The organism is Paenibacillus sp. 37 (assembly GCF_008386395.1).
Taxonomy (GTDB): Bacteria; Bacillota; Bacilli; order Paenibacillales; family Paenibacillaceae; genus Paenibacillus; species Paenibacillus amylolyticus_B.
This window is the reverse complement of record NZ_CP043761.1, coordinates 3,316,573-3,341,825: the sequence shown is the minus strand read 5'-3', so window position 1 is coordinate 3,341,825 and position 25,253 is coordinate 3,316,573. Positions and strand designations below refer to the sequence as shown.

At 44.3% G+C, this 25,253-nt stretch carries 24 protein-coding genes; 5 read left to right on the top strand and 19 right to left on the bottom strand.

Annotated elements, in window-relative coordinates:
- Positions 1–64 precede the first annotated feature (64 nt).
- The 4 genes from F0220_RS14415 to F0220_RS14405 all read right to left on the bottom strand — a co-directional run bounded on the left by F0220_RS14415 (position 65) and on the right by F0220_RS14405 (position 3,065).
- Positions 65–1,078, bottom strand: a complete 1,014-nt coding sequence (locus F0220_RS14415; protein WP_317452002.1) for a sensor histidine kinase — start codon at positions 1,076–1,078, stop codon at positions 65–67.
- Positions 1,079–1,158: 80 nt separating this feature from the next.
- Complete coding sequence (locus F0220_RS33320; protein ID WP_317452001.1) at positions 1,159–1,362, bottom strand: hypothetical protein; 204 nt, start codon at positions 1,360–1,362, stop codon at positions 1,159–1,161.
- A gap of 1 nt (position 1,363) precedes the next feature.
- The gene (locus F0220_RS14410; protein ID WP_149846631.1) at positions 1,364–2,104 is read right to left on the bottom strand and encodes a LytR/AlgR family response regulator transcription factor; all 741 of its coding nucleotides are present in this window, start codon (positions 2,102–2,104) and stop codon (positions 1,364–1,366) included.
- Positions 2,105–2,300: 196 nt separating this feature from the next.
- Positions 2,301–3,065 carry a YheC/YheD family protein gene (locus F0220_RS14405; RefSeq protein WP_223199945.1) on the bottom strand — a complete coding sequence of 255 codons (765 nt, stop codon included), beginning with the start codon at positions 3,063–3,065 and terminating at the stop codon, positions 2,301–2,303.
- A 202-nt stretch (positions 3,066–3,267) separates the two neighbouring features.
- Between F0220_RS14405 and F0220_RS14400 the strand changes: the two genes are divergently transcribed.
- Together F0220_RS14400 and F0220_RS14395 are read left to right on the top strand one after the other, a co-directional pair.
- Positions 3,268–4,077: a DUF6492 family protein gene (locus F0220_RS14400; RefSeq protein ID WP_149846629.1), complete on the top strand. Its 810-nt coding sequence runs from the start codon at positions 3,268–3,270 to the stop codon at positions 4,075–4,077.
- Between the two features lie 17 nt (positions 4,078–4,094).
- A complete protein-coding gene (locus tag F0220_RS14395) occupies positions 4,095–5,468 on the top strand; it encodes a sugar phosphate nucleotidyltransferase (RefSeq protein WP_149846628.1) in 1,374 nt (457 codons plus the stop codon).
- Between the two features lie 105 nt (positions 5,469–5,573).
- Here the strand turns inward: F0220_RS14395 and F0220_RS14390 are convergent, their stop codons facing one another.
- From F0220_RS14390 to F0220_RS14370, 5 genes are all read right to left on the bottom strand, one after another.
- Positions 5,574–8,393: a DUF8487 domain-containing protein gene (locus F0220_RS14390; RefSeq protein WP_149846627.1), complete on the bottom strand. Its 2,820-nt coding sequence runs from the start codon at positions 8,391–8,393 to the stop codon at positions 5,574–5,576.
- Between the two features lie 188 nt (positions 8,394–8,581).
- On the bottom strand, positions 8,582–9,376 hold the full coding sequence (locus F0220_RS14385) for an SDR family NAD(P)-dependent oxidoreductase (protein WP_149846626.1): 795 nt from the start codon (positions 9,374–9,376) through the stop codon (positions 8,582–8,584).
- 130 nt (positions 9,377–9,506) lie between these two features.
- Positions 9,507–10,505, bottom strand: a complete 999-nt coding sequence (locus tag F0220_RS14380; protein WP_091016447.1) for a helix-turn-helix domain-containing protein — start codon at positions 10,503–10,505, stop codon at positions 9,507–9,509.
- 205 nt (positions 10,506–10,710) lie between these two features.
- Positions 10,711–11,316 (bottom strand): esterase/lipase family protein, encoded by a 606-nt coding sequence (locus F0220_RS14375; RefSeq protein ID WP_411157706.1) that lies wholly within the window; start codon positions 11,314–11,316, stop codon positions 10,711–10,713.
- 153 nt (positions 11,317–11,469) lie between these two features.
- The gene (locus tag F0220_RS14370; protein ID WP_149846916.1) at positions 11,470–11,778 is read right to left on the bottom strand and encodes a hypothetical protein; all 309 of its coding nucleotides are present in this window, start codon (positions 11,776–11,778) and stop codon (positions 11,470–11,472) included.
- Positions 11,779–11,940: 162 nt separating this feature from the next.
- On the opposite strand from F0220_RS14370, the gene F0220_RS14365 reads away from it, so the two are divergent.
- Both F0220_RS14365 and F0220_RS14360 read left to right on the top strand, forming a co-directional pair.
- Positions 11,941–13,176: a GAF domain-containing hybrid sensor histidine kinase/response regulator gene (locus tag F0220_RS14365; protein ID WP_149846624.1), complete on the top strand. Its 1,236-nt coding sequence runs from the start codon at positions 11,941–11,943 to the stop codon at positions 13,174–13,176.
- 42 nt (positions 13,177–13,218) lie between these two features.
- A complete protein-coding gene (locus tag F0220_RS14360) occupies positions 13,219–13,644 on the top strand; it encodes a hypothetical protein (RefSeq protein ID WP_149846623.1) in 426 nt (141 codons plus the stop codon).
- A gap of 80 nt (positions 13,645–13,724) precedes the next feature.
- Here the strand turns inward: F0220_RS14360 and F0220_RS14355 are convergent, their stop codons facing one another.
- Together F0220_RS14355 and F0220_RS14350 are read right to left on the bottom strand one after the other, a co-directional pair.
- The gene (locus F0220_RS14355) at positions 13,725–14,957 is read right to left on the bottom strand and encodes a sialidase family protein (protein ID WP_149846622.1); all 1,233 of its coding nucleotides are present in this window, start codon (positions 14,955–14,957) and stop codon (positions 13,725–13,727) included.
- Positions 14,958–14,975: 18 nt separating this feature from the next.
- On the bottom strand, positions 14,976–15,344 hold the full coding sequence (locus F0220_RS14350; RefSeq protein ID WP_091016454.1) for a hypothetical protein: 369 nt from the start codon (positions 15,342–15,344) through the stop codon (positions 14,976–14,978).
- Between the two features lie 181 nt (positions 15,345–15,525).
- On the opposite strand from F0220_RS14350, the gene F0220_RS14345 reads away from it, so the two are divergent.
- The gene (locus F0220_RS14345; RefSeq protein ID WP_149846621.1) at positions 15,526–16,800 is read left to right on the top strand and encodes a stalk domain-containing protein; all 1,275 of its coding nucleotides are present in this window, start codon (positions 15,526–15,528) and stop codon (positions 16,798–16,800) included.
- Between the two features lie 87 nt (positions 16,801–16,887).
- On the opposite strand, the gene F0220_RS14340 is transcribed toward F0220_RS14345, so the two are convergent.
- The 8 genes from F0220_RS14340 to F0220_RS14305 all read right to left on the bottom strand — a co-directional run bounded on the left by F0220_RS14340 (position 16,888) and on the right by F0220_RS14305 (position 25,239).
- Positions 16,888–17,106 (bottom strand): hypothetical protein, encoded by a 219-nt coding sequence (locus F0220_RS14340; protein WP_091016457.1) that lies wholly within the window; start codon positions 17,104–17,106, stop codon positions 16,888–16,890.
- Positions 17,107–17,150: 44 nt separating this feature from the next.
- Entirely contained in the window at positions 17,151–18,302 is a 1,152-nt protein-coding gene (locus F0220_RS14335) for a Ger(x)C family spore germination protein (protein WP_188310549.1), read from the bottom strand.
- A gap of 42 nt (positions 18,303–18,344) precedes the next feature.
- Positions 18,345–19,460 carry a GerAB/ArcD/ProY family transporter gene (locus F0220_RS14330; protein ID WP_179198528.1) on the bottom strand — a complete coding sequence of 372 codons (1,116 nt, stop codon included), beginning with the start codon at positions 19,458–19,460 and terminating at the stop codon, positions 18,345–18,347.
- A gap of 40 nt (positions 19,461–19,500) precedes the next feature.
- Positions 19,501–20,910, bottom strand: coding sequence for a spore germination protein (locus tag F0220_RS14325; RefSeq protein WP_091016462.1), 1,410 nt, complete (start codon positions 20,908–20,910; stop codon positions 19,501–19,503).
- Between the two features lie 201 nt (positions 20,911–21,111).
- Positions 21,112–21,993: a carbohydrate ABC transporter permease gene (locus tag F0220_RS14320; RefSeq protein ID WP_091016464.1), complete on the bottom strand. Its 882-nt coding sequence runs from the start codon at positions 21,991–21,993 to the stop codon at positions 21,112–21,114.
- Between the two features lie 14 nt (positions 21,994–22,007).
- Entirely contained in the window at positions 22,008–22,898 is an 891-nt protein-coding gene (locus F0220_RS14315; RefSeq protein ID WP_091016465.1) for a carbohydrate ABC transporter permease, read from the bottom strand.
- A gap of 105 nt (positions 22,899–23,003) precedes the next feature.
- Entirely contained in the window at positions 23,004–24,269 is a 1,266-nt protein-coding gene (locus tag F0220_RS14310; RefSeq protein WP_091016467.1) for an ABC transporter substrate-binding protein, read from the bottom strand.
- A gap of 85 nt (positions 24,270–24,354) precedes the next feature.
- A complete protein-coding gene (locus F0220_RS14305) occupies positions 24,355–25,239 on the bottom strand; it encodes an AraC family transcriptional regulator (protein WP_188310548.1) in 885 nt (294 codons plus the stop codon).
- Positions 25,240–25,253: the final 14 nt, after the last annotated feature.

Below are 25,253 nucleotides of genomic sequence, written 5' to 3'. Positions count from 1 at the left end.
GGGAAGAGACTGACCAAACGCAAACGGACCCTGAATGGAAAAAAACAACCCCTGAACGGCAGGTTCAGGGATTGTCGGTGTGGAACGGAAGCACAACCATGTTGTTAAATTTCCGATGCTGATGCTCAATACTCATATGTCCACCATATTTCTCGCACATTCGCGATATATTGGTTAGACCGATCCCATGGTACTCCGGATTGGGCTTGTCACTTTTCAAGTCAACGATCGGTTGCTCCACATGATTCATGATCTGGATGACCAGTGCAGTTGATGTGGAGTGCATGGCAATCAGGATGTATCGATCCTCGGCCTGTCTAACCTTCTTGGAGGCCTCAATTGCGTTATCGAGCATGTTACCAAGCACTACACACAGATCGTATCGATCGATCTGGATATGTTGCGAGTGAAGCTGGATTTTGGTGTCGATTTTGATTCCGTTTGCCTGCCCCATAGCCAGGGTATTCGTAACGAGAGCATCAATGACCAGATTGCCGGAGTTCACCCTCTGGTATGCACCTTCAATCGTATTTAACGTAGACTTGATATGGTCACCTGCTGCCGCCAGTTCGTTACGTTGGATACATTCATCAATATACAGAAATTGCTGATTGATATCATGGATGATGGATTTAATGTTTTTGAAACTGTGAACGGTCTTCTCATAGTTGGCATCCTGGTAATCCATCTGACGTTGCAAGTCGGCATTTTCATGCGCGAGCTGTACCTTTTCCACCATATTATCGAATACATAAACAATAAACACATTGAGAAAAAGAGAGCCTAGTACAGAAAAGACGTAAAATATGTTTTTTTCACTATAGATGGAGGCCACATTGATCTGATAGATCGTAATGATCGGTACGATGAGAAACAGCAAATAATAACGATAGTGAACGGCAAAACTTCTACGTTTGGCGACTAGGCGGACAACTTGAATAACAATGAACATGATGCTGCAACCAAGCAGCATCACCTTGGAAAGAATCCAGTAGTCATCTCCGTTGAACTGTTCCCATGAGATGAAATCTGTGGATTCCAAAACTCCGAGAATATATACTGCTATAGTATTCGCCATAGTAATCAGGACTGCATATAGAATGGTAAAAACAAGCTTGATTTTGAACTCCACTTTATAGGACTGTGCCAGACTGAAGATTAATAGCAGGCAACAGCAGTTGAAACAAGATCGGAGAAGGAAGATGCCAAATAAAAATAACCCAGCATAACAAATACTACGAAATAGAGTGCTCTCTGTGTCTTCCGCTTGGACTTGCCCAGCACAGAATCAAAATAAAAATTCGCCTGAAGTGCCATAAGTAAGGTCACAAAGATGATGGAAAAGATCATATAGGCATCCATATCATTGAATCCTCATGATCATGTATTTGGTATACGCATCCTTGACTTCTTTGACCTTGGATCGGCCTATGGGCAGTTCCGTTCCATTCAACATAACGACTTGGGTACCGGAAAACTTCTGAACATGCATCAGGTTGATGATAATCGAGCGATGAATCTGCAAGAAACCATGGTCTTTCAAACCGCTAGCGTAGTTGGATAAAATGCCTTTGGTCTCATGTACATTTTCCTGTGTCACAAAATTCAACTTGTTCTTGATTGTTAAACTTTTGACGACCTCAATCCAGAGAATATCATCATATTTCAGCAACAGTTCATCATAGTCTGATTTGATTAATACATACTTTTTGTCCAATGCCTGAAAATATTGACACAGCTTAATCATCTTTTCATCGAAAACTTGCGGCTGGATTGGCTTGATCAGATATTGAAAGGTGATGACATCAAAGCTCTCCACCATATATTCCGGATAACTGGTCAGAAACATAATCTGTACATCCAGAAACTTCATGTTCCTGATCTCTTTAGCGGTCTGAATCCCGTTCATTCCGCCCATCTCCACATCCAAGATGAGAATATTGAATGTGTCCCCAACCTCTCTGTAGTGTGAGAGCAGTTGTTCACCAGATGTGAATAGGCTAATTTGAAAATCAAAATTGGTTTTTAGAGATAAGGAGACCAGCATCGTTTTCACACGTTCTCGTTGCTGCTCCTCATCATCACAGATTGCAATATTGAACATGGGGACATCCGCCTTTCATCGACATCGACTCTGAATTTCACTCTCGAATATACTATTTTAGCATAGGTTTCGGAGTCGAATTGGGATGAAATGCATTATTCCGACCTTAAAACGCAGATCAACAAAAAAAGTCGCCACATTGGCGACTCTTGAGCTTGAAACCTTCTCCAGCCATTCCTATGAAAAGTCCGGTCTGTTATTTTGTTTTTTTGGGCACAGCATGGCGGTAATATCGTATGACCTTGCGATACATCGTCTTGTCCTTTAATTGATTGAATATATATGGGTCAGGTTTGACATTCACTTCAATAATCCAGGGTTTCAGACTGTGGTCAAGGCCGATATCCACGCCGATTTGCTTTAGATACGGGTACTTTTTTTTCATATGACGAGCTATGCGCAGGCTAAGCTCATTCATCTCCTGAACCAGTTCATTCCTGCGTTTTGTGGATACATGTGATTGTAGCAGCTTGTGAATATCCATCGGTGTACCACCACTATGATAATTGGTTACGATTTTCTTTGGATGACCCAGTCGGCCGATGATTCCGGTAGCTTCCCAATGTTTGGTCGGGCTTAGCTGTATCATGACTCGGATGTCAAAACGTCTGTTATTGTGCTTAAGAAGATGGATTCCTCTCTGAATCAGATAACTTCTTTTATTCACCAAGCGAGTCAGACTGTTATAAAACGATTCAAAGCTGTCAAACGTCAGACGTTTTTGCTCTATCTGATAGACAAAATGTTGATGACTTTCCATCTCGGCCTTAATAACACCCATCCCGAAAGTGCCTCTCTCGGGTTTGACATAGACCATTCCATATTTGCTGATCATGGATTTCAGATTCGTTTTGTTATATTTCTGTGTGTCGGGGATAAACGGTTTAATTAATTCATTATTAATGATTAATTTTGTTTTTAACCACTTACTTCTTAACGGCTGCAATTTATCAACTCCCATGTCGTAAACTCTCCCTTCAGCAACCGCATCATAGCCCGCTGTTTGATCAAGATCCTGCAAGCATTATATGTAATACCGATAAAGGAACCCTCAACAAAAGCCCCTATTCGTAAAAATGTATATTTGCACATGCCCTGACCAAAACACTTTTGCACACATACCATATAATGAGTCATCACGATTTGTGCAAGGAGTTGAGAAGATGTCCGTCCAGCCTGGAATCCGGTTGAATAATGCACCTAAGATTGATGTTCTTATACCAGCGATCGAGAAAGATTTGGCTACCCTTCCCCTCGTCATCGATAACATCCGTCGTTATGTAAAACATCCCATCGGAAGCATATATATTGTTTCTCCGGTCAGCACCAAAATCAGAAAACTTTGTTCCCTTAAAAACTGCATTTTTGTTAATGAGCGATCCGTCCTGCCTATAACCAAAAACGAGATACACTACCAGTCCTCCCGATGGAATCGGTCAGGCTGGTTATATCAGCAGCTGCTCAAAATGAACGGAGATTCCATTGTGAAGGCAAAGTACTTTCTAGTCATGGATGCAGATACCGTACTGATTAAACCTCATTCATTTCTTGTAGAAGGAAAAACAGTCTTTTACTGCCGTGACTGGAGCCAACCGGAATATTTCAATACCTACCGCAAGTTGTTAGGCATGAAAGCTCCGCGTCCCCGCTCTTTTGTCACCCATTATATGCTGTTCGACAAATCGAAACTCGCTGCCTTAAAACAAAAAATTGAAGCTGTTCATAAGCAGCCATGGTATAAAGCGATCATCTCCAATATCAATAAGAAGAAACAGTTTGGTTTCTCCGAGTATGAAACGTATGCCAATTTTATGTATACGAAGAACCCAGGCGGCATGATCCTTAGAAGTTCCAAGAATAAAAGTCTGAATGTGAACGCTTCTTCGTTAAAAGAGCAACAAATCCGCAATCTCGCTCTTAAATATCGTTCTCTTTCCTTTCATAAACGGAAAATCTATAGTAAAGCTCCCTGAGCTTAAGGAGGAAGCCCATGCATATCGTACTGCTGTGCGGCGGCTCTGGCAAAAGGCTCTGGCCTTTATCCAATGAGCTTCGCTCCAAGCTGTTCATAGATATACTTCCATCACCCGCTGGAGGTAGGGAATCCATGATCAGCAGAGTATGCCGCCAGCTTGACAGTTCATCCCTAACGGATTCAACACTCATTATTTCACATCAGGATCAGGCTAATATTACGGCACGACATACTCAAGGCAAAATTCCAGTCATTGGGGAACCTTATAAACGAGGCACTTTTACTGCGGCGGCTTTAGCGACGTTATATTTGCAATCCTTCCGAATGGCCAAGGATGACGATGTGATTTGTATCGCGCCAGCTGATGTGTTCGCAGGTGAAGATTTTTTCAGCAACTTCCAATTACTACCGGACATATTGAAACATTCTCAAGCCGATATCGCTTTAATTGGGACAAGGCCTACACATGCTTCAGAACAGTATGGATACATCCTGCCGGGTGGAGAAGAACGTAATGCTTATGCGCCCATAACACAATTTATAGAAAAACCCGAAGCCACCATTGCTGAAACTCTGCTACAACGTGGGGCACTGTGGAACTGTGGTGTGTACGCATTCACCGTCGCGTTTATGATATCCCATATTAAAAAAATGGGGCTTCCGGTTCATTATGATCAATTGTCGTCCCTGTATGAAGCGTTGCCTGAACGCAGTTTTGACAAGCATGTTGCAGAAAAGGCGCAGCGGGCCGTAGTCCTGCCTTATAAGGGAGTATGGCAGGATATCGGAAGCTGGGATACGCTGTGCGCACAGTTAGATACCCATGTAATCGGACACGGTGGAATCTCGGGTTCTTCCTCCGATTCCTATATTATTAACGAACTTCCCTACCCCATCCAAGTCATTGGCGTGCCAGGTATTATCGCTGCCGCAAGTCCGGATGGCATTCTCATTGCCAACAAAAATAATTCAAATGAAATTAAAGCGCAATTGGGTAACTTGCCATTAAAACCGATGTATGGTGAAGCAACCTGGGGCAGTTATCGTGTCATTGAGAGTTCGTTAGACGATGAGAATACAACTGTAACCACATTAAACATAACGGTTCTACCAGGCAAACATATCGGGTTGAACTGGCATAGAACTGGGTGTAGAGCATGGACCGTGCTTGCAGGCAGTGGGCAAGTGCTTGTCAACGGAAAGGTCATGCAAGTGAATATGGGCACTCAGTTCGCGATTACCAAGGAGAGTCTCTTTTCTATTCTGGCTGAAATCAGGATGGTGATCCTTGAGGTCCGGATCGGAGTAACAGAAGATAAAGACAACATACTTTTTGAAGAAAAAGATTGGAATGTCATCCTAAAAAGTGCAGGTTCATCTAGCGCTTAACGGAGAATGAACCGATTCAATCTGCATGTCTTATAGCCCCTTCCATTTGCGGAAGGGGCTATAAAACATAATTAAGGGAAACCTGACACTTCTTCTCCCTATATCTTAGTTAAACAACTTGCGAAGTTCCTCTACTTCCAGACGTGCAACGGGCTGGTAAGCGGAACTTTGTACATAACGCTGGAAGCTGTATAACAACTGTCTGCCCTCCAATGTAGTCATCAGACGCTCCAGATTCAGCGCTCCCATCAGCACTCTCCCCTTCCGGACCCGACACTCCATCAACAGGCCGAGCTTGTGGTTTCGCTCAAAATTATCAATGGTCTGCACGATCGGATTCAAGTCTTTATCCAACTCATCCAAGATGATCGATGACGACTCGGACACGATGCTCCACCACGGATAAGTTGAGTGCTCCTCTGTGACAAAATGGTCGAAGGCCGGATGATCCTGTTGAATTAACAAGCCCATTGTGCCCACAGGAACTTCTCTTTTCATATTCTCCGAGATGGATCGGAACATAGGGTAAGACCAGAAATCGGTGCTATAGAAACCTTGAATCGCGTGTTGAAGCTGATTGGGATTCGGGAAAAGTAAAATATCCTCGCCCTGCTCAAGCAGCGCCAACGCCTGTTCCGAGAGTTCGGTAAATAGATTGAAACCGCTCAGGTCCACTTCCTCCTGACGCGGGTAGATCCACAGGTCGTAAGACTTACGGATATCCGTACCCGGAATGGACAGTCTAAGCTCCACTTTGGTCATATTGGAGACTTCAGGAATGCGAATGCTGAGATCCGCGACATTCACATAATGTTCTCCATGGGTCGCTGGCAGGTCTGTTTTCCCTTCCAATAGGACGCTTCCTTCGATCTGCTCGCTTTGAATTTCCCACTTCAATTGAAGTCCATCCAATGCTTGTCTCCGGAAGTAACTTAGTTCAATGCGTGCTTCGAACAATTCACCCGCTTGATAATTATATTTGGGGAATCTCGCGAGCAGCACAGCGTCGGAACAAAACGTTCTCCAATCCTCAGGTGTAATCATGCCTTTGGAATCCATGAATGCGTCCAGTACACCCACCAGCGCTGTTCCCTGACCACTGAAATCCTGAAGATCCAGCAGCTGGAACCCGGCTAGTTGCTGCGAACGAAAGGCAGCTTCCAGTTCTTCCTTGTAACATGCTACCGCGAGTTTACCAGAGGCTCTGAAGTATGCTTCCGCCAGATGTCCCAACCCTCTGGCATTCAGACGCTCTCGAAACACTTCGAAATTCTTGGCTTTGAGAGAACCCGTATACTTGTTGATCTCCTCGAAATTAGGAAACGTGGCGTACTGTCCTATTTCATGCGAGATGATTGGTACGTGTGAGACAAGTTGGTCACTTCCAGCTTCGGCCTGCACTGTTTTGGAACCTGTCCCATACTGAATCTGAATCTCTTTGTCCCCAGTCTGACCAGAAGGGTCAGCATCGCTGCCTTGCTCAGGTACAATGTTTGAATCGTAATCTTTCAATGTATTTGGCAGGTCGGTCTGCACGTGACCGAGCGGAGCATCACACATCGCATATGAACCTCTGAACAGGCGCTCTTTGGAGAAACGAACCCCGCAGAAGAATTCACTTTCCTCCAGAATGTCCGGCACAAACTGAAAGTTATTCGAACCTTCGGTGTATAGATGACGATGATCATATGCTTTGTATGCCTTCAGGATCGAATTCAATCTGTCCTTGCTTCCCCATAGTTCATTCCCCATGGACATCATGACAAACGAAGGATGATTACCAAAAGCACGCAGCATCGCAAATCCTTCGCTAATCAAGTAATCCTGCTCGGCTTGATTATGCCCATCTGAAGATTCATCCGTAATGGTTCCCCAGAACGGAAGCTCAGGCTCCATGTAGATGCCGAGCAGATCCGCTGCAATAAAAGCAGCCTCCGGAGGACAACAGGTATGGAAACGGTAGTGATTGATACCGTAGGACTTGGAGATAGCGAGAATACGAACCCATTCATCCACATCTGTTGGCGCGTATCCCGTGAGCGGAAAGATCAGCCCGTCATGTTTGCCTCGAAGAAACGTTTTGCGACCATTAATGGTGAATTTGTCTCCAGCAGCCCGGAATTCCCGTAATCCCGTCCATACTTCGGTGGAATCCAGCACTTCGCCGTCCTGATCTTGCAGATGAATATGAAGTTGGTACAGGTTAGGTTCATCATCACTCCATAACATCGCATCTTCGCCAATCTTGTACGTCAGCTGGATTTCCTGCGAATCCGGGGCGAAAATCTGTTCCTCGGTCGTATACACCGGATCTGCACTGACTGCAACAGCCGAAACCACGATTCGTACTTCTTGCAGGTCACCAACAAGTGCTGCCTTGATCTCGAAAGATCGAGTCGCAAGATCGGGATAGACCTGAACATTATCCAGGAAAACACGCTCAAAAAATTGAAGTTCCAATTTCCCGGTGATGCCGTTCCAATTCGTCTGCGTGTCTTCGGATGTAAGGTGACCACCTTTGGTTGGATAATTGGTATTGTCCACTCGAATGGTAATTGTATGAGTCCCCGCGGTTAGCCCTGCCTCAATCTCGTAACGGTGAGGTGTGTTCAGACTGTTTTGTGTTCCGCATTCCACCCCATCGATCCAAACTGTGGTTACTCGTGTTCGTTCCAGATGCAAGAAGCAACATTTGCCAGCCAAGTGTTCGGGAATTTCGATCTCGCGTGAAAACCAGGCATAACCCTCAAATAAGTACTCATCCGTCAGCGCACCGATTAACACATTCTCGTTTTTCTTGCCCTTGGCCGCATGAGATGTAGTATTTGGCAATGTAATAATGTCTGAGAAATTCAGACCACGTTCCACCTTATGTTCATCGAGTTGGAGTTTCCAAACGCCTTCCAGATTTATTGCAGCTATCATGATAGTGTCCCCTTTTAGATTCATATAATCAATAAAAGTAATCGCTTCCAATGAACAGAAATCGTTTTCGATAAATCATACCTGTATTATAAACTCGATTGACGCCCCTCGCATAGATCATTTACAAATAAAAAAGTCGCCAATGCTGGCGACATCTTATGGATACATATCCTGTATCCTGGACAATTTTAAAATATGGTGGGAACCATGCCCCCGTCCATCCGGATGGGAGAACCTCTGAAGGCTGAAGCATATGGGCTGCATACAAATGCAGCGAGTCTGCCTATTTCACTTGGCTTGATGAATCGCTGTAATTCGGACTGTGGCAGATTACTCTTCATAAAGTCTTTCTCTTTTTCTTCAAAAGTCAGTGCCTCATTAGGGTATATGCCCTCAATGATTTCTCGTACGTTTTCGGACAGTGTCGGACCTGGCAGGATCGTATTGATGGTAACCTCGGTCCCTGCTGTCAGTTTGGACAAACTTTTAGATAATGACAGCAGCATTGACTTGGTCATGCAATACTGGGGCATCTGGCCTGAAGGCATAAGGGCTTCTTCACTTGCGATGAAAATAATACGCCCGTCATTGTTCTTCACCATTTTAGGTAAATAAAATTGAGACAAGCCATTGGCAGCCAACACATTGGTACGGAAATATTTCTCCCACACTTCATCATTTATGTCTTCATAACTCATGATTTCATATATACCCATGCTATTAATTAATATATCGACCTCAGGAAATTTCTCGAATAAAGCTTGGCGTTGCGCCAGATCCACAAGATCAGCGGTAGCCTTTTGCGGAGAGGTCTCCGGAAAAGTAGACTTGATTTCACGAACTGTTCGTTCTACCTCTTCATCATTACGTCCATTAATCAGAACATGAACACCTTCTCGAGCGAGTTCTATAGCAATCGCTTTGCCGATCCCTTTTGTTGATCCTGTAACTAAGGCTGTTTTCTCTTTTAGTCCCATATCCATCCTGCATTTCTCCTTCTTGATTACAACTATCCGGCAGCTGTTTCTTGAACATTGCGAACAGCTTCATTCACTGGATAGATATAATATTACGCAGTCTGAAGGGCTCAGTAACTAGCATCTTGCGACAAAGTTAATGCCTGACACGCCAATTCGAAGGAGTATCTCCTTCCCAGGTCCGGAACGCACGATAGAACGAATTCTGGTCTTCATATCCAACCAGGAATGCTACCTCTTTGATATCGAGCGAAGGATCTGCCAGGTACTCCCGGGCCTGCTCACGTCTGGCTTCGGTTAATAATTGCTTGAAGTTTGTGTTCTCTTCCGTCAGTCGCCGTTGCAAGGTACGATCACTCATACAAAGCTCTTTGGCGACCGTCTGGATGTCAGGGCGCTTTCCTGTGAGGTTACGTTTCAAGATCCATTTGACCACTTCAGTAACGGAACGACTGTTCTTCTGTTCGTCCAGCGACCGATCCAGAGCCGGGGTCAGGATCTCCAGTAACTCCTCGTTATACGAGAGAAATGGAAGATTCAGATCTTTTCGCTCTAGCGTCAGCCGATTATGGTTAGAATTTGTATCGACTCGACAGCCGAAGTAAGCTTCAAGGGTATATACGTTGCCCATCGGTTGGGTGAACTCGACCCTTTTGGCCATCAAAGGCTGGCCTGTACCCCTCCGTCCAAGTTCAAGCAAAAATGCCAGTGTAATACCGACCAATAATGGCGGACCTGTTAGCTCCTTATGTAACCATTCGAGTTCAATGATACATTCCTCCCCTGCTTCGGTAATCTGCAGACTCTCGGGAGGACACATTTGCTTGTAACGGACCATTCGATTCAACGCATCACGATAATCACGAGCATGGTACATCGCCAGCACAGGCGGAGGATACTTGGATATCTCATATCCGGTTGCAAGTTTGATGATGCCCTCAGCGGTGTCCCCAATGAGATCAGAGTAGGCCTGCCAGATTGCAAAGTACTGAGATTGGGTCACTACAGGTTTATTTATTGTCTCAAGAGATAATTGTGCTGTGCGAGCGATGTCTTCTGCACCAATCCCTATTTGATGTAATCCAGCCCAAAAGCCTGGGTGAACTTTAATTCGATCATTCGGTTGAGATTGCATACATCCAGACTCCTTTAACTTTGTTCCATTTTTCATTCTGATTTCTAATTATAGAACGAATGTTGCTATTTTTAAATCTTACCTCAGTGAGCCATTTCCGGGTAATACGAAAACACGACTAACCATGAATGGTCCGTCGTGTTCAAGTCAATCATTCAGTATATTATGAAAAATATACATTTGTTTTCCATTTTTATAATGTTAGCTACTCATTCAACGCAGTTTTGATCAGGGCATTCACCCGTGAGTTAAACAGCAGACCGATATGGGATACGAGGGAAACCGAAACATTGTTTGCCCCGTTCAACCGGGAAAGTACTGGGGACACAATCGTGTCACTGGTGGAATAGATCGAAGTCACCTTTATTCCACTCGGAGCTGTCGTTGTGGTCAATCGATTAGCCCCGCCAAGGGTAATCAACTTATCCACTTTGGAAGAGCCTCCACGGTTAAGTATGTAATAGAGACTATTAGCTCCACCCATGCTATGAGCTATAATATTGACTTTTGTATGACCCGTTTCGCGCAGAACATCATCTACGAATCGACTAATTGCTGCAGAGTTCAACAGCTGGTTTCCTTGTTTGCTAGGAAGGTCAATCGCGAATAATTCGTCTCTTGTCCACCCTTGGCTACGCAAATAACTCTCAATTGCTGTAAAATTGCTATCTGAACCAGTCAATCCATGTACCAATACAATGGGTGTACGTGCCGTAGCTGCAGATGCCTTTGAACTCGATCCTATTCCAGTTATTGATAAGGCAAGGATCATACTCATGAATGCAATAAGTATTAATTTGGTCTTTTTCACTTCATTCACTCTCCTGTAAAATGTTTTATATTCCATATATTACAATCTAACATATGGAATATAAATGAACCTTTAGTCTCATTTTTACAGGAATGTCTAAAGTATACTACAACTAACATGATTACATTTTTATCAAACCTAGTTCTCTACTTCTTATCCTTCAACGATGTCTGCACGTAGATCCGTTGCAATCTCAATCATTTTGGGTACAATAGCTTCGTTAGAAATAGCTACATACAGATCTCCCATGTACAAACGAAAAGCAATCTGTGTTCCCTCAAGGTCCCACATAAAAAAATCCCCATCGATGGACATGGTGCTCTCTGCTCCAACAATGTGAAGAACCGATGAATAGGTGAATTCGGGCTTGGACTCGAAGTAGAGTTTGCATTCTTCCAGGGAGATGGATTGTTCCGCATTGCTTTCTTGTACGGACCGGGTAATTCGAAAACGCTGATTCATTGAAATGCCTCCACCACTTAATATATTTTTCATGTTCTACAGCATTATATTTTCTCATTTCCATCTTCCACTGTCAAAACCATACATGCTCTATTCTTCGAATTCATATATACTTAATACAGTGCACAACGAATTTCTACAATCAGGAGGAGTCAAATCAATATGTTGAAAACAGAATTCATTGATGTGCTATCTATAGTCTCACATAAATTATATGATTCGGCTGCTAATGTTATGGACACGGCAAGCAGGTTAATTCCTGCAAATACGTTTTGTATCGCTCAGTTGGATCATCTATCCACCAAAGTTCTGAACGTATATAATCGTGACAAACTAATTTTAGGTGAGGGACTTGTCGTTGAAAACGCCGAGTCATATTGTGCACTTGTGACTGAACATACCCAAGGTCCATTGGTAATTAATAACAATCTGACTCATCCGTTAACCAAACATATGGACGCTACAGAATTCGTAGGTGGTTGTTCATTTGTAGGCGTACCTATACATAATGAGAACGGAGAAATTTATGGCTCCCTCTGTTCGTTTGATCAGGATTTCTATTCCTATCAACAAAAGGACGTGGATCTGCTTCTCTCCTTGTCTTCATTCTTCACAGGTCTTCTTGAGATGGAAACGACACTGCAACAGTTAAAACATGCGGAAGAAACCGCTGCAAAAGTACTGGAAGAGAAGAAAAATCTCTTAGCCGTCCTTAGCCACGAAATTCGTACCCCGATGAATGGTGTTCTTGCAATGGCAAATCTATTGCAATCTACCAAGCTGAATGAGGATCAATCGTTATATGTTAATGTCATAGAGTCTAGTGGAACCAGTCTGTTATCCATGATGGATCAAATTCTCGACTATTCCAAAGCAGAAGCGGGTGCGATCTCTCTGGAGATTAACCCCTACAGTGTCATTAAAACCGTCGACCATGTACTCCAGTTGTTCTCATCTGAAGCACAGAAAAAAGGTGTCCGATTATACGCAGAATACGATATAAATGATCATTTGATGCTTATAGGCGATCAGCAAAAAGTCCGTCAGATCCTAATCAATCTTGTTGGCAATGCGTTGAAATTCACGGAGCAAGGTGAAGTATGCATCTCTACGCAAGTATCTGCTGATCCAGAAGGTACACTCCATGCATCTTACGAGATAATAGATACGGGCATCGGCATCCCCCAGGATCGCCAAGATCTATTGTTCAAATCCTATTCGCAGATTCACGGCAACTCCGGAAAGTATGGTGGAGCCGGGCTAGGCCTATCCATCTGTAAACAACTCGCTGAATTGATGGGTGGGATTGTATGGCTTAAAGAAACAAGTCACTTGGGCAGTCGATTTGCCTTTAATATTTCCAGCGCGTCACCAACGTCCATGCAAATCTCTGAATGAGGAATATATTATTCTATCTGAAACAGATAGGAGGTATATACGTTGACACAATTTCTGGATGCAAGATCTTCGCAAAATGCTGCGTTGTTTAATTCCATTTCTATACCGATTCCAGTGATTAATACGCCTCAACTATTTGCACAGATTGGTCTGCAAACGGTTGGAGCTGGAGCCAATCCACGAGTTTCATTGAAAGGAACCATTACGGTGCGACTACCGCTTGCACTCTTTCAAGTCAGAATTACCATTGTTAGAGGCACCGTTGCTACGGATCCGATTGTTTACTCTGCTAACTTCACTTATGGTTTAAGCGGTTTCCTCAACCCCGAAGTTATTGTTTTCTCTGCCAACGACTATAATCCACCGATCCAGCCACAACTAACGTACACTGCATTTATCAGTACCAACCTGCTCGGAACGGTTCGGGTCGGTCCTGAGAGTTTCGACGGATTTGTCGTTTCTGATTAAAATGAACACCTCCACCCCTATACTCTTAATCTGTTTGTTCATAAAGATTAAGGTGTGGGGGTGTTCCAATTTACATTGAATCAGTTTCCAAAATAAACATCCAGCTTACCCGTGGGTGGTGTTGTGGCCATCCACACGGCTGCTAAATTATCTGGAGCATACGTTGCAGCAGTGATGTAGTCCCCAATCAGTACCGTTGGCATCGGAGAGTTACCATTGGGATTGAAAGATGTGGTTGTGATACGTCGATTGGCGAAGCTGGTCCCGCCATCAAATGATTCCGCAACAAAAACGTCCAGCAGGAATCCGTCAATTCGATTGGAGTAATAAATAACCCTGATCGTCCCTGCAAAAGGTGATACGGTTATCGACGGGAAAAAATTCTGTGTACCCGGTGGCGCGCCTGTGATACTGATGGGGTCTGACCATAAAAGGCCATCCGGAGATTCGCAGAGTAACACATCGGTATAGCCAGCTCGTGCATCATTCCATACGGCATATACGGTTCCACTGTTAGGTCCAACGGAAATATCTGCTCCCAGACTTAGATTGGTCTGTACCCGAAAAGCGTAATTCGGTACAGGTAAAGGCGATGGAGCTGGCACAACGGATGAGATGAATGTCGCCTGTCTATCCAGAGGAGGTTGATAGGTAATGCCACCATCGTAGGAAATACGCAAAAGTGCAGAAGGGCTGGCAGGCCCTGTTATGATGTAGCCTGCATAGACCTCACCCGAGAATCCAACAGCCAGCGCTGCCCGGTCATGAATTCCTCGCGGATTCGACTGTCGGTCAGGTGGCTCCCAGGTTAACCCCTGTGAGACCGACCGTTGTGTAAATATAGCGGAAGAAGTCGTGGCAAGTGGGGTATATCCGACATATGCATTGCCTCGATAGGGGCTACCAGGAGAACGGTCTACCGCTATGTAAGGCTCATCATTATGAACAATGGTACCGAAACCTGCCTGCACGATAACCGGTGGCTGCCACGTTAACCCATCGTCAAATGAGGTGTAACTTGCAATCGTCCCATCATTAATCCCGTTAAACAAGTGAACGGTAACGATAAAGGTATTTGGAAACGTATAGTCTATTGTTGGTGCTTCTGCTCCTGCATATCCTGCTGGTTGAGGAAGTATCGTTGTAGACCAGGTACTCCCTCCATCAATGGAACGATAGAATCCAGTCAATGTTGGTCCAGTACTGGTATCCACAGCTACCACACACATAATATTCGGGTTCAACGTATTAACTGCAATTGAAGGTTCGAATTGGCTGCCTGCTAATGCTCCAGTAATATTCACAACTGCCATCTGCTCACCTCTCTTCCTTTAAGGGATATTTGTGAATCGGTCAATTAATGTCATCTCGGATTGGAGCACACGCTGGATGATCTGACCTGTAGAATCAACACCATATACATGAATGATAGTGCTTGTGGCGCTAAAATAATCACTTTGCACCTCGAAAAAAGCGGCGTTGATCAGTGGATAGATTACGGTTCTAGTCGCTTGAGGCAATAATTCAAACAGATCATGACCAATCGCAATACGTGCAGTTTGAGTAGTATCCCACCTGAAAACCTCAAGCTCAATATTAACGGGAGCATTAAGAGAATCGTTAATGCAAGTCACGATAAGCTGCGTGGACTGAGTTGCACCGGTGGTTGGATTGTATATAAAACCCGTAGAGTTTGGCAAAAAGCACACTCCTTCCGCAATATATAGTAAAGTATATTACGATTCTTGCCGCCAATATGACTAAACTTCGACTCTTATATTGGAACGATATGAAAATTTTGTTATGATACATATGCTAGATTACTAGATTACTTTTAAAGCAAGAATCTACTATTATGTACCAAGTTGGAGGAAACAGACGATGTTCATTAAGCGTGTAGGAAAAATTGCTGCGGTTACAGTGATTACTCTCTCTGTCCTTGGAAACACCCCAAATATCGGTGGAGCCTATGCTGCTCCGGCCATTACCGTTCAACTGGACGATGTCCCCTTAACGTTTGATGCAGCTCCACGCATGGATAAGGGTGTCACTTATGTTCCGTTTCGGACGGTTGGAGAGGCTCTGGGTATCGATATAACGTGGAACAGCAAAACGCAGACTGTAAAAGCAACGAATGCTGTAAAAGGTCAAACCACCGAGGTAGTATTAACGGTAGGCAGCACTACAGCAACCGTAAACGGAAAGAACGTAAAACTTCCTGCACCACCAGTTCAGCGGGAAGGACGAGTACTTATTCCATTAAGTTCATTCAGTAACCAATTCGGTGTACAAGTAAGCTGGAATCAGGCAACCAAGACGGTCTCTCTCGTCTCCCCACAACGCGAGATGCACCTGAGAGCCTTCTATGCATTGCAATCCTTTCAAGAAAAGGATCTCATTACTTCCATGAATTCTGTAGCATTTGGCTGGAGCCGCATTGATCGCGAAGGTCAGTTTACACTCCAGGGGGAAGAGTACCGTCTTCCTGCTGCTGCGGGTGATATTACGCCGCAGTCTATTGTTGCTGACGCAGCAGATCAGCGTATCCAACCGCAACTAATGGTATATGCATTGGACGGAAACGGCGAACTGACCAAAGTGTTGAGTGACACCAACCTGCGTCAGAAATCGATTGAAGGTATAACCTCTGCTGTTTCTGAACATGGTTTTGGCGGAGTTGTTCTGGATTTTGAAGGACTGGGCTTTAAACTGGATGCAGTAGAACAACAGAAGCTGCTCAATGCTTACGTGAAACAACTAAAGAGTTCCTTGCCCCAGGACACAGCTTTATCTCTGGCGGTACCCCCGCTAAATAGTGCTTATAAAGGTTATGATTACAAAACTCTTGCCTCTATTGCAGATGATCTTATTATTATGGCCTATCAGTATAATCCGGTTGGCACCAAATCTCAGGTACCTGAGCCAAATAGTCTTGTAGATCAGGCGATTCAATTAGCCATACAGGCCGGTGTCCCGAAGAGCAAGCTTCTGCTCGGGATCAGTCTAAGCAGTGAAACGCCCTCCTCTGTAGATGATAAGCTCGGTCTTGCCAAACGTTATGACCTCAAAGGAGCCGCGTTCTGGCGTTTGGGGCTGTTCCGTTCCTACAATACAAAGATGGAAGATGCCGTGAACGCTTCTGTGATCAAAGAATAGACATCTTTAAGTGGATGCAGCTCACTTAAAATAAAAGAAGGACCTCATCTTTGGTACGTAAAGACGTGGTCCTTCTGTTCCATATTCTCACTTCATTAATTTATCCACGCTTCCAAATACAAGCTTCATAACCTGGGTAGGACCAGGAAATCGGGGCTGAAAGAGAAGGATAATCCCAATGACTGTCGCCACTGCAGTAATCCCCGCACTCACTATTCTGGCTCGCTTCTCTTTGCTACTCTTCCACTCTCCATACATTATCGCAGCCGACAGCATCAAAATTCCAAGGATTGAGCCTATTTTCATACAATCACCTCATTTCTCAGGCTTATAACAGGAGCGATCTCTGTTCAATTTTCGTCCTCATCAGGTATCCCCTGAGGTCCTGTTGATTTTCCGGTACGTACTACATGTGCTTCCACTTTGACTTCCACGTCCATTTCAGGATAGATGGTTTCCCAGTTCTTCTCCTGCTTCTTCCATTGATTTGGATAATATCTACGAAATTCAACAGCAAATTTGAAAAAATCTGTGCGCAGCTCCTTCTGGGCCATCTCTAAAGCATCATGAGCCAGTGTTGTAAGCTTAGCTGACCATTCCTGTTCCAATTTAGATAACACAGCGGGATCAGTCAGATCGGCCTCCGTCGTATTTAACACCACTTCTCCCCGGGTTTGGATGTCGACCTTCATACTCCACTGTTGGTTTACAATCCGAGGTTTCAAGACCGTTTGGATTTCAATGGGCTGGATCGAAAAAGAACCTTTTAACGGCTTAAATTCAACAGGCATGATAATGTTGTTCAGTTCTTTTGCAAGTAATAATACACCTACACTTAATGGTTCTTTGACCGTCTTGACGTAGCGATCCTCCTTATACAAGCTCAAACCTTTTACATATGGCGTAGTTGTCAGTTTATCCTGATCGGGCTCCGGGGGTAAGATTAACATGCGAGACAAGATGACGGAGCTACCTGGACCTTCGATCGATTTACCTAGTTCAAGAGCAGTCATCCGTGTACCCAGCTTCATATTGGCCATTTCTCGCAACGATTCTGCAGAACTTCGCTCCAGAGGATCAAGCAAGGCAAGAATATCTTTCGCCGCCCTTTCGCTGGAAAAGACATATGCATGTTCCCTGAATTGAGGGTAGCGCAGGAAGAAATCGATGTACTCGCGGATACCGCGTTTACCGGCTTGCTCACTAATGATGATGACTTCGCAGTGGCCCCAGAACATATTCCGGGGAACCTTACGTTGTAACCGATTCAATGCCTCGGCAATTGTAAGTCCTTCCGCCGTTCGAATCATCGTAACCCCGCTTGGACTGCCTCCGCTCCCACTGCTATCTCCTGCACTGGCCTTTCGCGGAATGAAAATCTGTGAAGTCAGTTGTACTTTGCCGTCTTCGTAATCTATACCCGTAGCCAGCACAATAGCCAAATCGTTAATCTCAATGCGATCCCAGCATCCACTTAAAAGTACACAACACAATATTGGCATTAGTAGTACTCTATATATTCGCAAGTGCTCCTCCCCCATCAATCAGGTGTTCGCTTGATTCTTTCGAAAATGTGCCCACCCTTTCTTCAGCCATGCGACACCGTAGATCATAGCCGGAAGGATCAATAAAATGCTGATCGTATACAAGTTAGCTGAAGGCCCAATCAGACTAGAAGCACCCGATCCGCCGGACACAACCCAGTAGGCATATACCATGCATAGAAACGAAAGCGGCACAACGACGGGTTTGTAATCCTTCAAACCGAACCATTCTGCTGTGGATGTCGCAAAAATATAAAGAAAAACAGAAATCTTGACGAAGATTCCAAAAATCCAAACCGCAATAATCAGGGATTCAATATGTTGCAGAAAGTCTGCAATGGTTATGTATCTTGCAGCAATCATAACCGGATATACAAAGCTATCCGTCAGATCTCCAATTAAAAACAGGCAAAACAGATTGATTACCGTCATTGCGGTTGTCGTTAGTATAAGGGAACCCAACATAACTCGTGTTGTGCGTTTTCTACGATTGACATAAGGAAGCAAGAAGGCAATTACGATGTATTCACTAAACCATGCAGCAGGTCCAAGGGCTCCTTTAATACTAGGTAGTGGTCCGTTCTCCATGAAAGGGAATAATTCCGCTGGATTCAGTTCCCCGATCAATAGAATGAAGATTAGACTAAGCAACACGATAAGGAGGGTCACAAAGATTTGAGACGTGCGTCCAACTACTTCGATTCCTAGTCTGACATTAAGCGCACACACCGCAACCATCGTCCCCATTACAACGAATAGCGGAGTCCGCGGAAGTGCATTGTTAACAATGAATTCACCGTACGTCCGTATAATCAAGCCCGTCAAATGGGGCAAAAAAATGATATATACCAATCCTATTAATTTTCCAGAGATACGCCCCGCAATCGATACACTCGATTGAATGAGCGTTTTTCCGGGGTACAGGCGATCCAGTCCTATAGAGATCGCTACCGCTGCAATACCAATAATGGAGCCTATAATCGGAGAGAGCCACATGTCATGACCTGCATAGTGCATTGTAATTCCAGGAACAGACAAGATGGCTGTTGCGAGAATGGCAGGAAAGATCATGAATGCCAATTGAGTCTCTGATATTTTTCCTTTGTCAGTTAACATGTGTAATCCCGCTCCCTTGATTGCTTGAGTATGAATTGTTCTAGTCCGGTTTGTTCCTTGGTGCTGGACGCCACCATACATCCTTGAGTTCCTTGCTCATCGTAGGGGCTACTGGTGACAGATAAGGTGTTCCGAATGAACGAAGACTGCTCAGATGAATGACAACCAGGATGACTCCCAACATGACACCTGTGAGTCCCAGCGTTCCCGCCAGAAACATCATAGGAAAACGCAGTAATCGGGTCGCGATGCTGGCAGCGTAGCGAGGAATCATGAAAGAAGCGATACCGGTTATCGCAACAATGATAATCATGGGGGCTGACACAATTCCGGCACTCGTCGCCGCTTGCCCAATAATTAAGGCTCCCACAATACTGACCGCTGATCCGACCTGCTTTGGCAAACGGACGCCAGCCTCCCGCAGTGCTTCAAAGGCGATTTCCATAATGAGCGCTTCCACCAATGCAGGAAAAGGGATCTCTTCTCTCGCCCGTGCAATACTGAGAAGTAATACGGTAGGAATCATCTCCTGATGAAACGTCGTAATCGCAACATAAGCAGATGGAAGCAGCATGGATAACACAAAAAAAATGTATCGCAGCCAGCGTACAAAAACACTCATAAACACATTTTGATAATAATCTTCGGGGGATTGTAACATGGAAAAGATGGTCACTGGCGCGATAAGGGTGAAAGGCGTTCCGTCCACAAGAATAGCAAACCGACCTTCCAGCAAGTTGGAAGCGACAACATCCGGACGCTCCGTCGCAATCATCTGTGGAAATGGGGAGTATCGCTGATCAACAATGCCTTCTTCAATGTACTGACTCTCCAGTACGTCTCGAAGCTTTAAATCTGAAAGTCGTTTTTTCACTTCCTTTACCAGTTTGGGGTCAATAATCCCCTCCATGTATACAAGTGAAATACTGGTGTTGGTACGATCTCCCATGTTACGTGTATGAATCTTCAATGCAGGTGTCTTGAGACGTTTGCGCAGAAGAGACATATTCATGGTCAACGATTCTGTGAATCCATCTCGTGCACCGCGCACTGTCGATTCAGCTAATGGTTCCTCGGTTGAACGATTTTCAGCTTTGTATAGAGGGTATGTAGTTCCAGTCATTGAACCTTCCAGCAGTAACAAAGCTTCCCCCTCTAATATCGCCTGCACCGCCTGAGTGGTTGTATCAACACTTTTAACAGAAGCCAGAGGAACCTGCGCAGCTTCAATCCCCATCTCCTGAAGAGGCGTTAGTACCTGTCTCTCCAGCCGTTCTGTATCGCATAAACCAACACAATATACGCATAGCGCTGAAGTATGGCATGCGGTTTGAAATGTATGAAACACAACATCCGAGCAACCTGCAAAAACAGAGCTTAACATTTCTTGATCAACAGCAAGATGTCCGGTTAACGGCAGGTTCTGTTGTGTTATCAGTGATGTGTCCATACCGCCCTCCCCTTTCTGTGCATGCTGCGTCCAGATATTCTCAGTTAAAGGTATCCTTTACTTATAAGTTGGGATATATACGCAAAATAGTGAATAGCAAAAAGAGCCGCCCTCTTGAGCGACCCTGATGATATAGAATGCTGTTCATGCCTATGAATACGGATATGTTGCTCTTTGCTATACCCTATTTTCTAGTTATCACTATCCTTTTACAGCACCCAAAGCAACACTTCCGATAATCTGTTTGGAAAACACAGAGAATACAACAATAATAGGCAGGATTGAGATTGCTACGCCCAAATACAAGAGCCCATAATCCATCCCATAGTAACCCTGCACTAACGCAACCAGTACTGGAAGCGGGTATTTATCCAGAGAGAAAAACAGAACAAGCGGTGTTAAAAAATTATTCCATGACCCAATAAACGTGAATATGCCAAGAGCTGAGATTGCCGGCCCCAGAATAGGCAATACAATCTGATTGAACGTCCGGAACTCACCGGCACTGTCCACCCGCGCAGATTCAATAATCTCATCCGGGATACTGCTCTCCATGAACTGTTTGATAAAGAATACATTAAATGCGTTAGCCGCCGCAGGCAAAATAATCGCGGCATAACTGTCCAGAAGCCCCAACATACTGAATAGGCGATATACCCCAATCAGGGCCAGCTGACCCGGCACCATCATGGTCGCTAACAGAAACAGAAACAACCAGTTCCGCCCTTTGAATTTGAATTTGGCAAAACCGTATGCGGTCAAAGCACCAATATAGAGAGATAACACGGTTGATGATCCAGCAATGAAAATACTGTTGGCAAACCCACGCCAAATGTTAATTTTGGATACCATGTTCATATAATTATCCACTAAAAACGATCCGGGAAGAAAGGTGAATGTTGAAGCAATCGTTGCATTGTTATGTGTTGAATAGATGAGCATCAGATAAAATGGAATAATGCACAGCACAGCAAGACCTATCAATAACAGATAGATGATAATCTTGCCTGCCGTCAGTCGCCTTGTGGTGGCATATTGCTGAATCGCTGCATTTGGTTGTTCAACTGATTTTGCAGTTTGCATAAGAACTCCCCTCCCTATGAACGGCTCTTCCGCTTGGTCATGATGAAGGATGCAACGGACAACAGTATGATGATAATAAACAGACAAAATGCGATTGCAGCGCCGTAACCAAAACGAGTGCTCTGAAATGCGACATTATAGAGATACATAATGCTTGTCATAGCTGCCCTGTCAGGACCACCATTGCCATTGGTTAATGTAAATGGCTGATCAAAAATCTGAATGCCACCAATTATGGATGTGATCATCTGAAACAGAATAATTGGACGGAGCATTGGCACGATGATATGAATGAAAATATGTTTCTTTTTCGCTCCATCCATCTGGGCTGCCTCCAGTAGCGACGGATCTATCCCCTGAAGACCTGCGAGGTAGATGACCATGGAATAGCCAAAGTATTGGAAAAAGAGAATCGAAGACACAATCAGCCGCATAAACCACGGATCATTTTTCCAGTTAATTGGATCTTGTATGATTCCGGTTTGCACCAAAAAATGATTCAGTCCCCCGGATTGCCAGTCAAAAATCAGGCTGACAAGCAACCCAAGGGATGCAGCCGTTACGATATTCGGAAAAAAGTATACGGCCCTGAAAAAGTCCCGTCCTTTGAGCAGCTTATCATTCAAAATAAAGGCCAACACCAGGGAGATCGTCAGCTGCGGAACGACAGATACGCCCCAGATGAATAACGTATTAAACAAGGTTTTGTAGAACAACGGGTCTTGTAGTACGGCCACGTAGTTACCGATCCCTACAAAGTCAGGCGTCGTGATGCCATCAAAGTTGGTGAAACTGATATAGAGCGAATATAAAATGGGATAAAGCCCAAAAATGGTGAAAATAATAAAGAACGGAGCAATGAAGTAGTAGCCGTAATGGTCCTTGCGAATCGTTTTGGCAAACATGTTCTATCCCCCCAGTTATCATCGGATGTGTGATGTGTATAACCATCGCTTACTTCGAGGGCGTGTCTGAAAACTCCGAAGGAAGGTTTTCAGACACGTCCTAAGCTAATCCACTTCCAGCTCCGGAAATCTCAAGGTGACATCACGTTTGATTCGCTTTACGACTTCTTCCTTGGTCTGAATGTCCTTATTGAGATATAACTGGAGTACAATCTTGTAGATATCGTTGTTAATTGTGGCATCATATTTGGTTCGTTCGTATACAGGTACCCGTTTTGCAGCCTCCGAGAAAAACTCGAAATGCTTCTGTCCTCCCAAATAGGACGATGAGAGAGACGGTGCAAGTTCATCATTCACAACCATGTTGCTCGTGAAATAATCCTGTTCTTTCGCGAGCTCCGACAGAAAGTCGTGGTTAAAGTTATAGAACTCGATAAACTTCCAGGCGAGATCTTTTTTGTCACTTTTACTATACATCGCTATATAAGTTCCGCCTGCACTAAACGCTGAAGGACCCTGTGCCAAGCCCCATAAGCCTTCGGTATCCGGGGCATTTGCCTTGAACGTAAATTGCAGGGCCCAGGTTGCCCCGGGATAGAACATGACCTCTCCTTTTTGCATGGATGCAGCGTAACCGGCACTTCCATCATCATACTCGGCAAGCACTTTCCGCTCACGTGCTTCACGTACAAGATCGAGCACTTCCAAGTAGGTTGGATCGATGACGAGTTTGCCGTCCTTCACCCAAGGTATACCATCATATGAATTCGATATAGCATTCCAATTTGCCAATGCATGTACTTTATTCCCGCTTAGTTGCTGCACCTTCTCTCCAATCTCGAAGATTTTCTCCCATGTATCGATCTGTGAACCCACCTTCTCAGGATCATCGGTGCCCAGATATTTCTTCGCCAAATCCCGACGATAATAGATGCCCCCTGGTGTTCCCTGGTAACCTATCGCTCTGACATTTCCTTCACTGTCCTTTTCATTGGCCTGCACAAAAGCATATTGTTCCTGGATAAGTTCATTGGCGTTATACGGCGAAGCTGATAGATTCTCCAGATAAGGAACGTCAATCAGTTCTCGAATATTCGCATTTTCAATCATAAATACATCTGGAGCCTTCGAGGTCGTCTGTAGCGCAGATTTCAGCTTGGTGATATAGAAATTACCGGGGATGTTGACAAAGTTCACTTTGATGTCAGGATATTGCTGTTCGAATTTCTCGATGGCATATCCTGCTTCATCCGTAAAACTCCACACGGTAATCTCCTGTTGCTTGCTTTGATTGGATGGACTGAACTGACAACCAGCTAACAACAGTGCTGCACATACAAATACAATAGTTGGCTTAAACCACTTCTTCATAGGCCCCCTCCTTCAAAAAGGAAACGCTTACAATTTATTAGAGTATATTGATTTTGGAGAGGGCTTTCTCCACAAATATTGTGCATTACCCTCCATATTTTGTGATATTCGTACGGTGTTTTTTACGAAATTCGGAGGGTGTGCAGTCATTATATTTTTTGAAAAGACGGTTATAGGAGTTTACATTGTTGAATCCATGTCCGATCGCAATCTCCAGAATGGTATCCTGACGGAACAATAAGGCCCACTCTGATTTGATGATTCGAAAGTGATTCAAGTATTCCATCAGTGTTACGCCCTTAATCTCCTTGAACAGCTTGCAGACATGAAACTTGCTGAACTTAATATGTTCCGCCACCTGCTCCAGCTTGATCGGTTCAGCATAGTGCTCCTCCAGGTATTCACAGACCGATTCAAGGAATTCAAATTTTTTGGAGGAAGTACAGGGCCATCCTGAAGATGTTGATTCATCGGTGGTAACCGGTACGATGGTACGTAGTAAAAGTATGATGAGATCATATAATCTGGATACCATTAACCACCGATATCCCGGCTTCTGATTTTTCTTCTCGGTAATGATGACATCTATATAATGAGCCAGTTTGCTCTGACTCTCCGTATTTGAGGGAATAACTGTTGTTTTGTTGAACAGTTGACCGAGATCCTGAATTTCGGCTTCTGTCGTGAAACTTCCCGTTAACAATTCGAGTCGGAACAAGATAATGGTTAGCTGTTCAGTCCCTGGAAAAAAGCAGTGCACATCCCCTGGTTTGATCAGCAGCACATCCCCTTTTTCCAACTCACACACGTGGTCGTTCACGCCAATTCTGGCGCTCTTACCATTGACAAGAATCAGTTCAACCTCATCATGCCAGTGTGCGGCATAATTGAATTGATTTCCTGTGTGAATTACCCGAATGGGAAAACCTTCTTGCATATGACCTGTCTCCAGAAACGTAGGTACGCCCATCGTATCACCCTCCA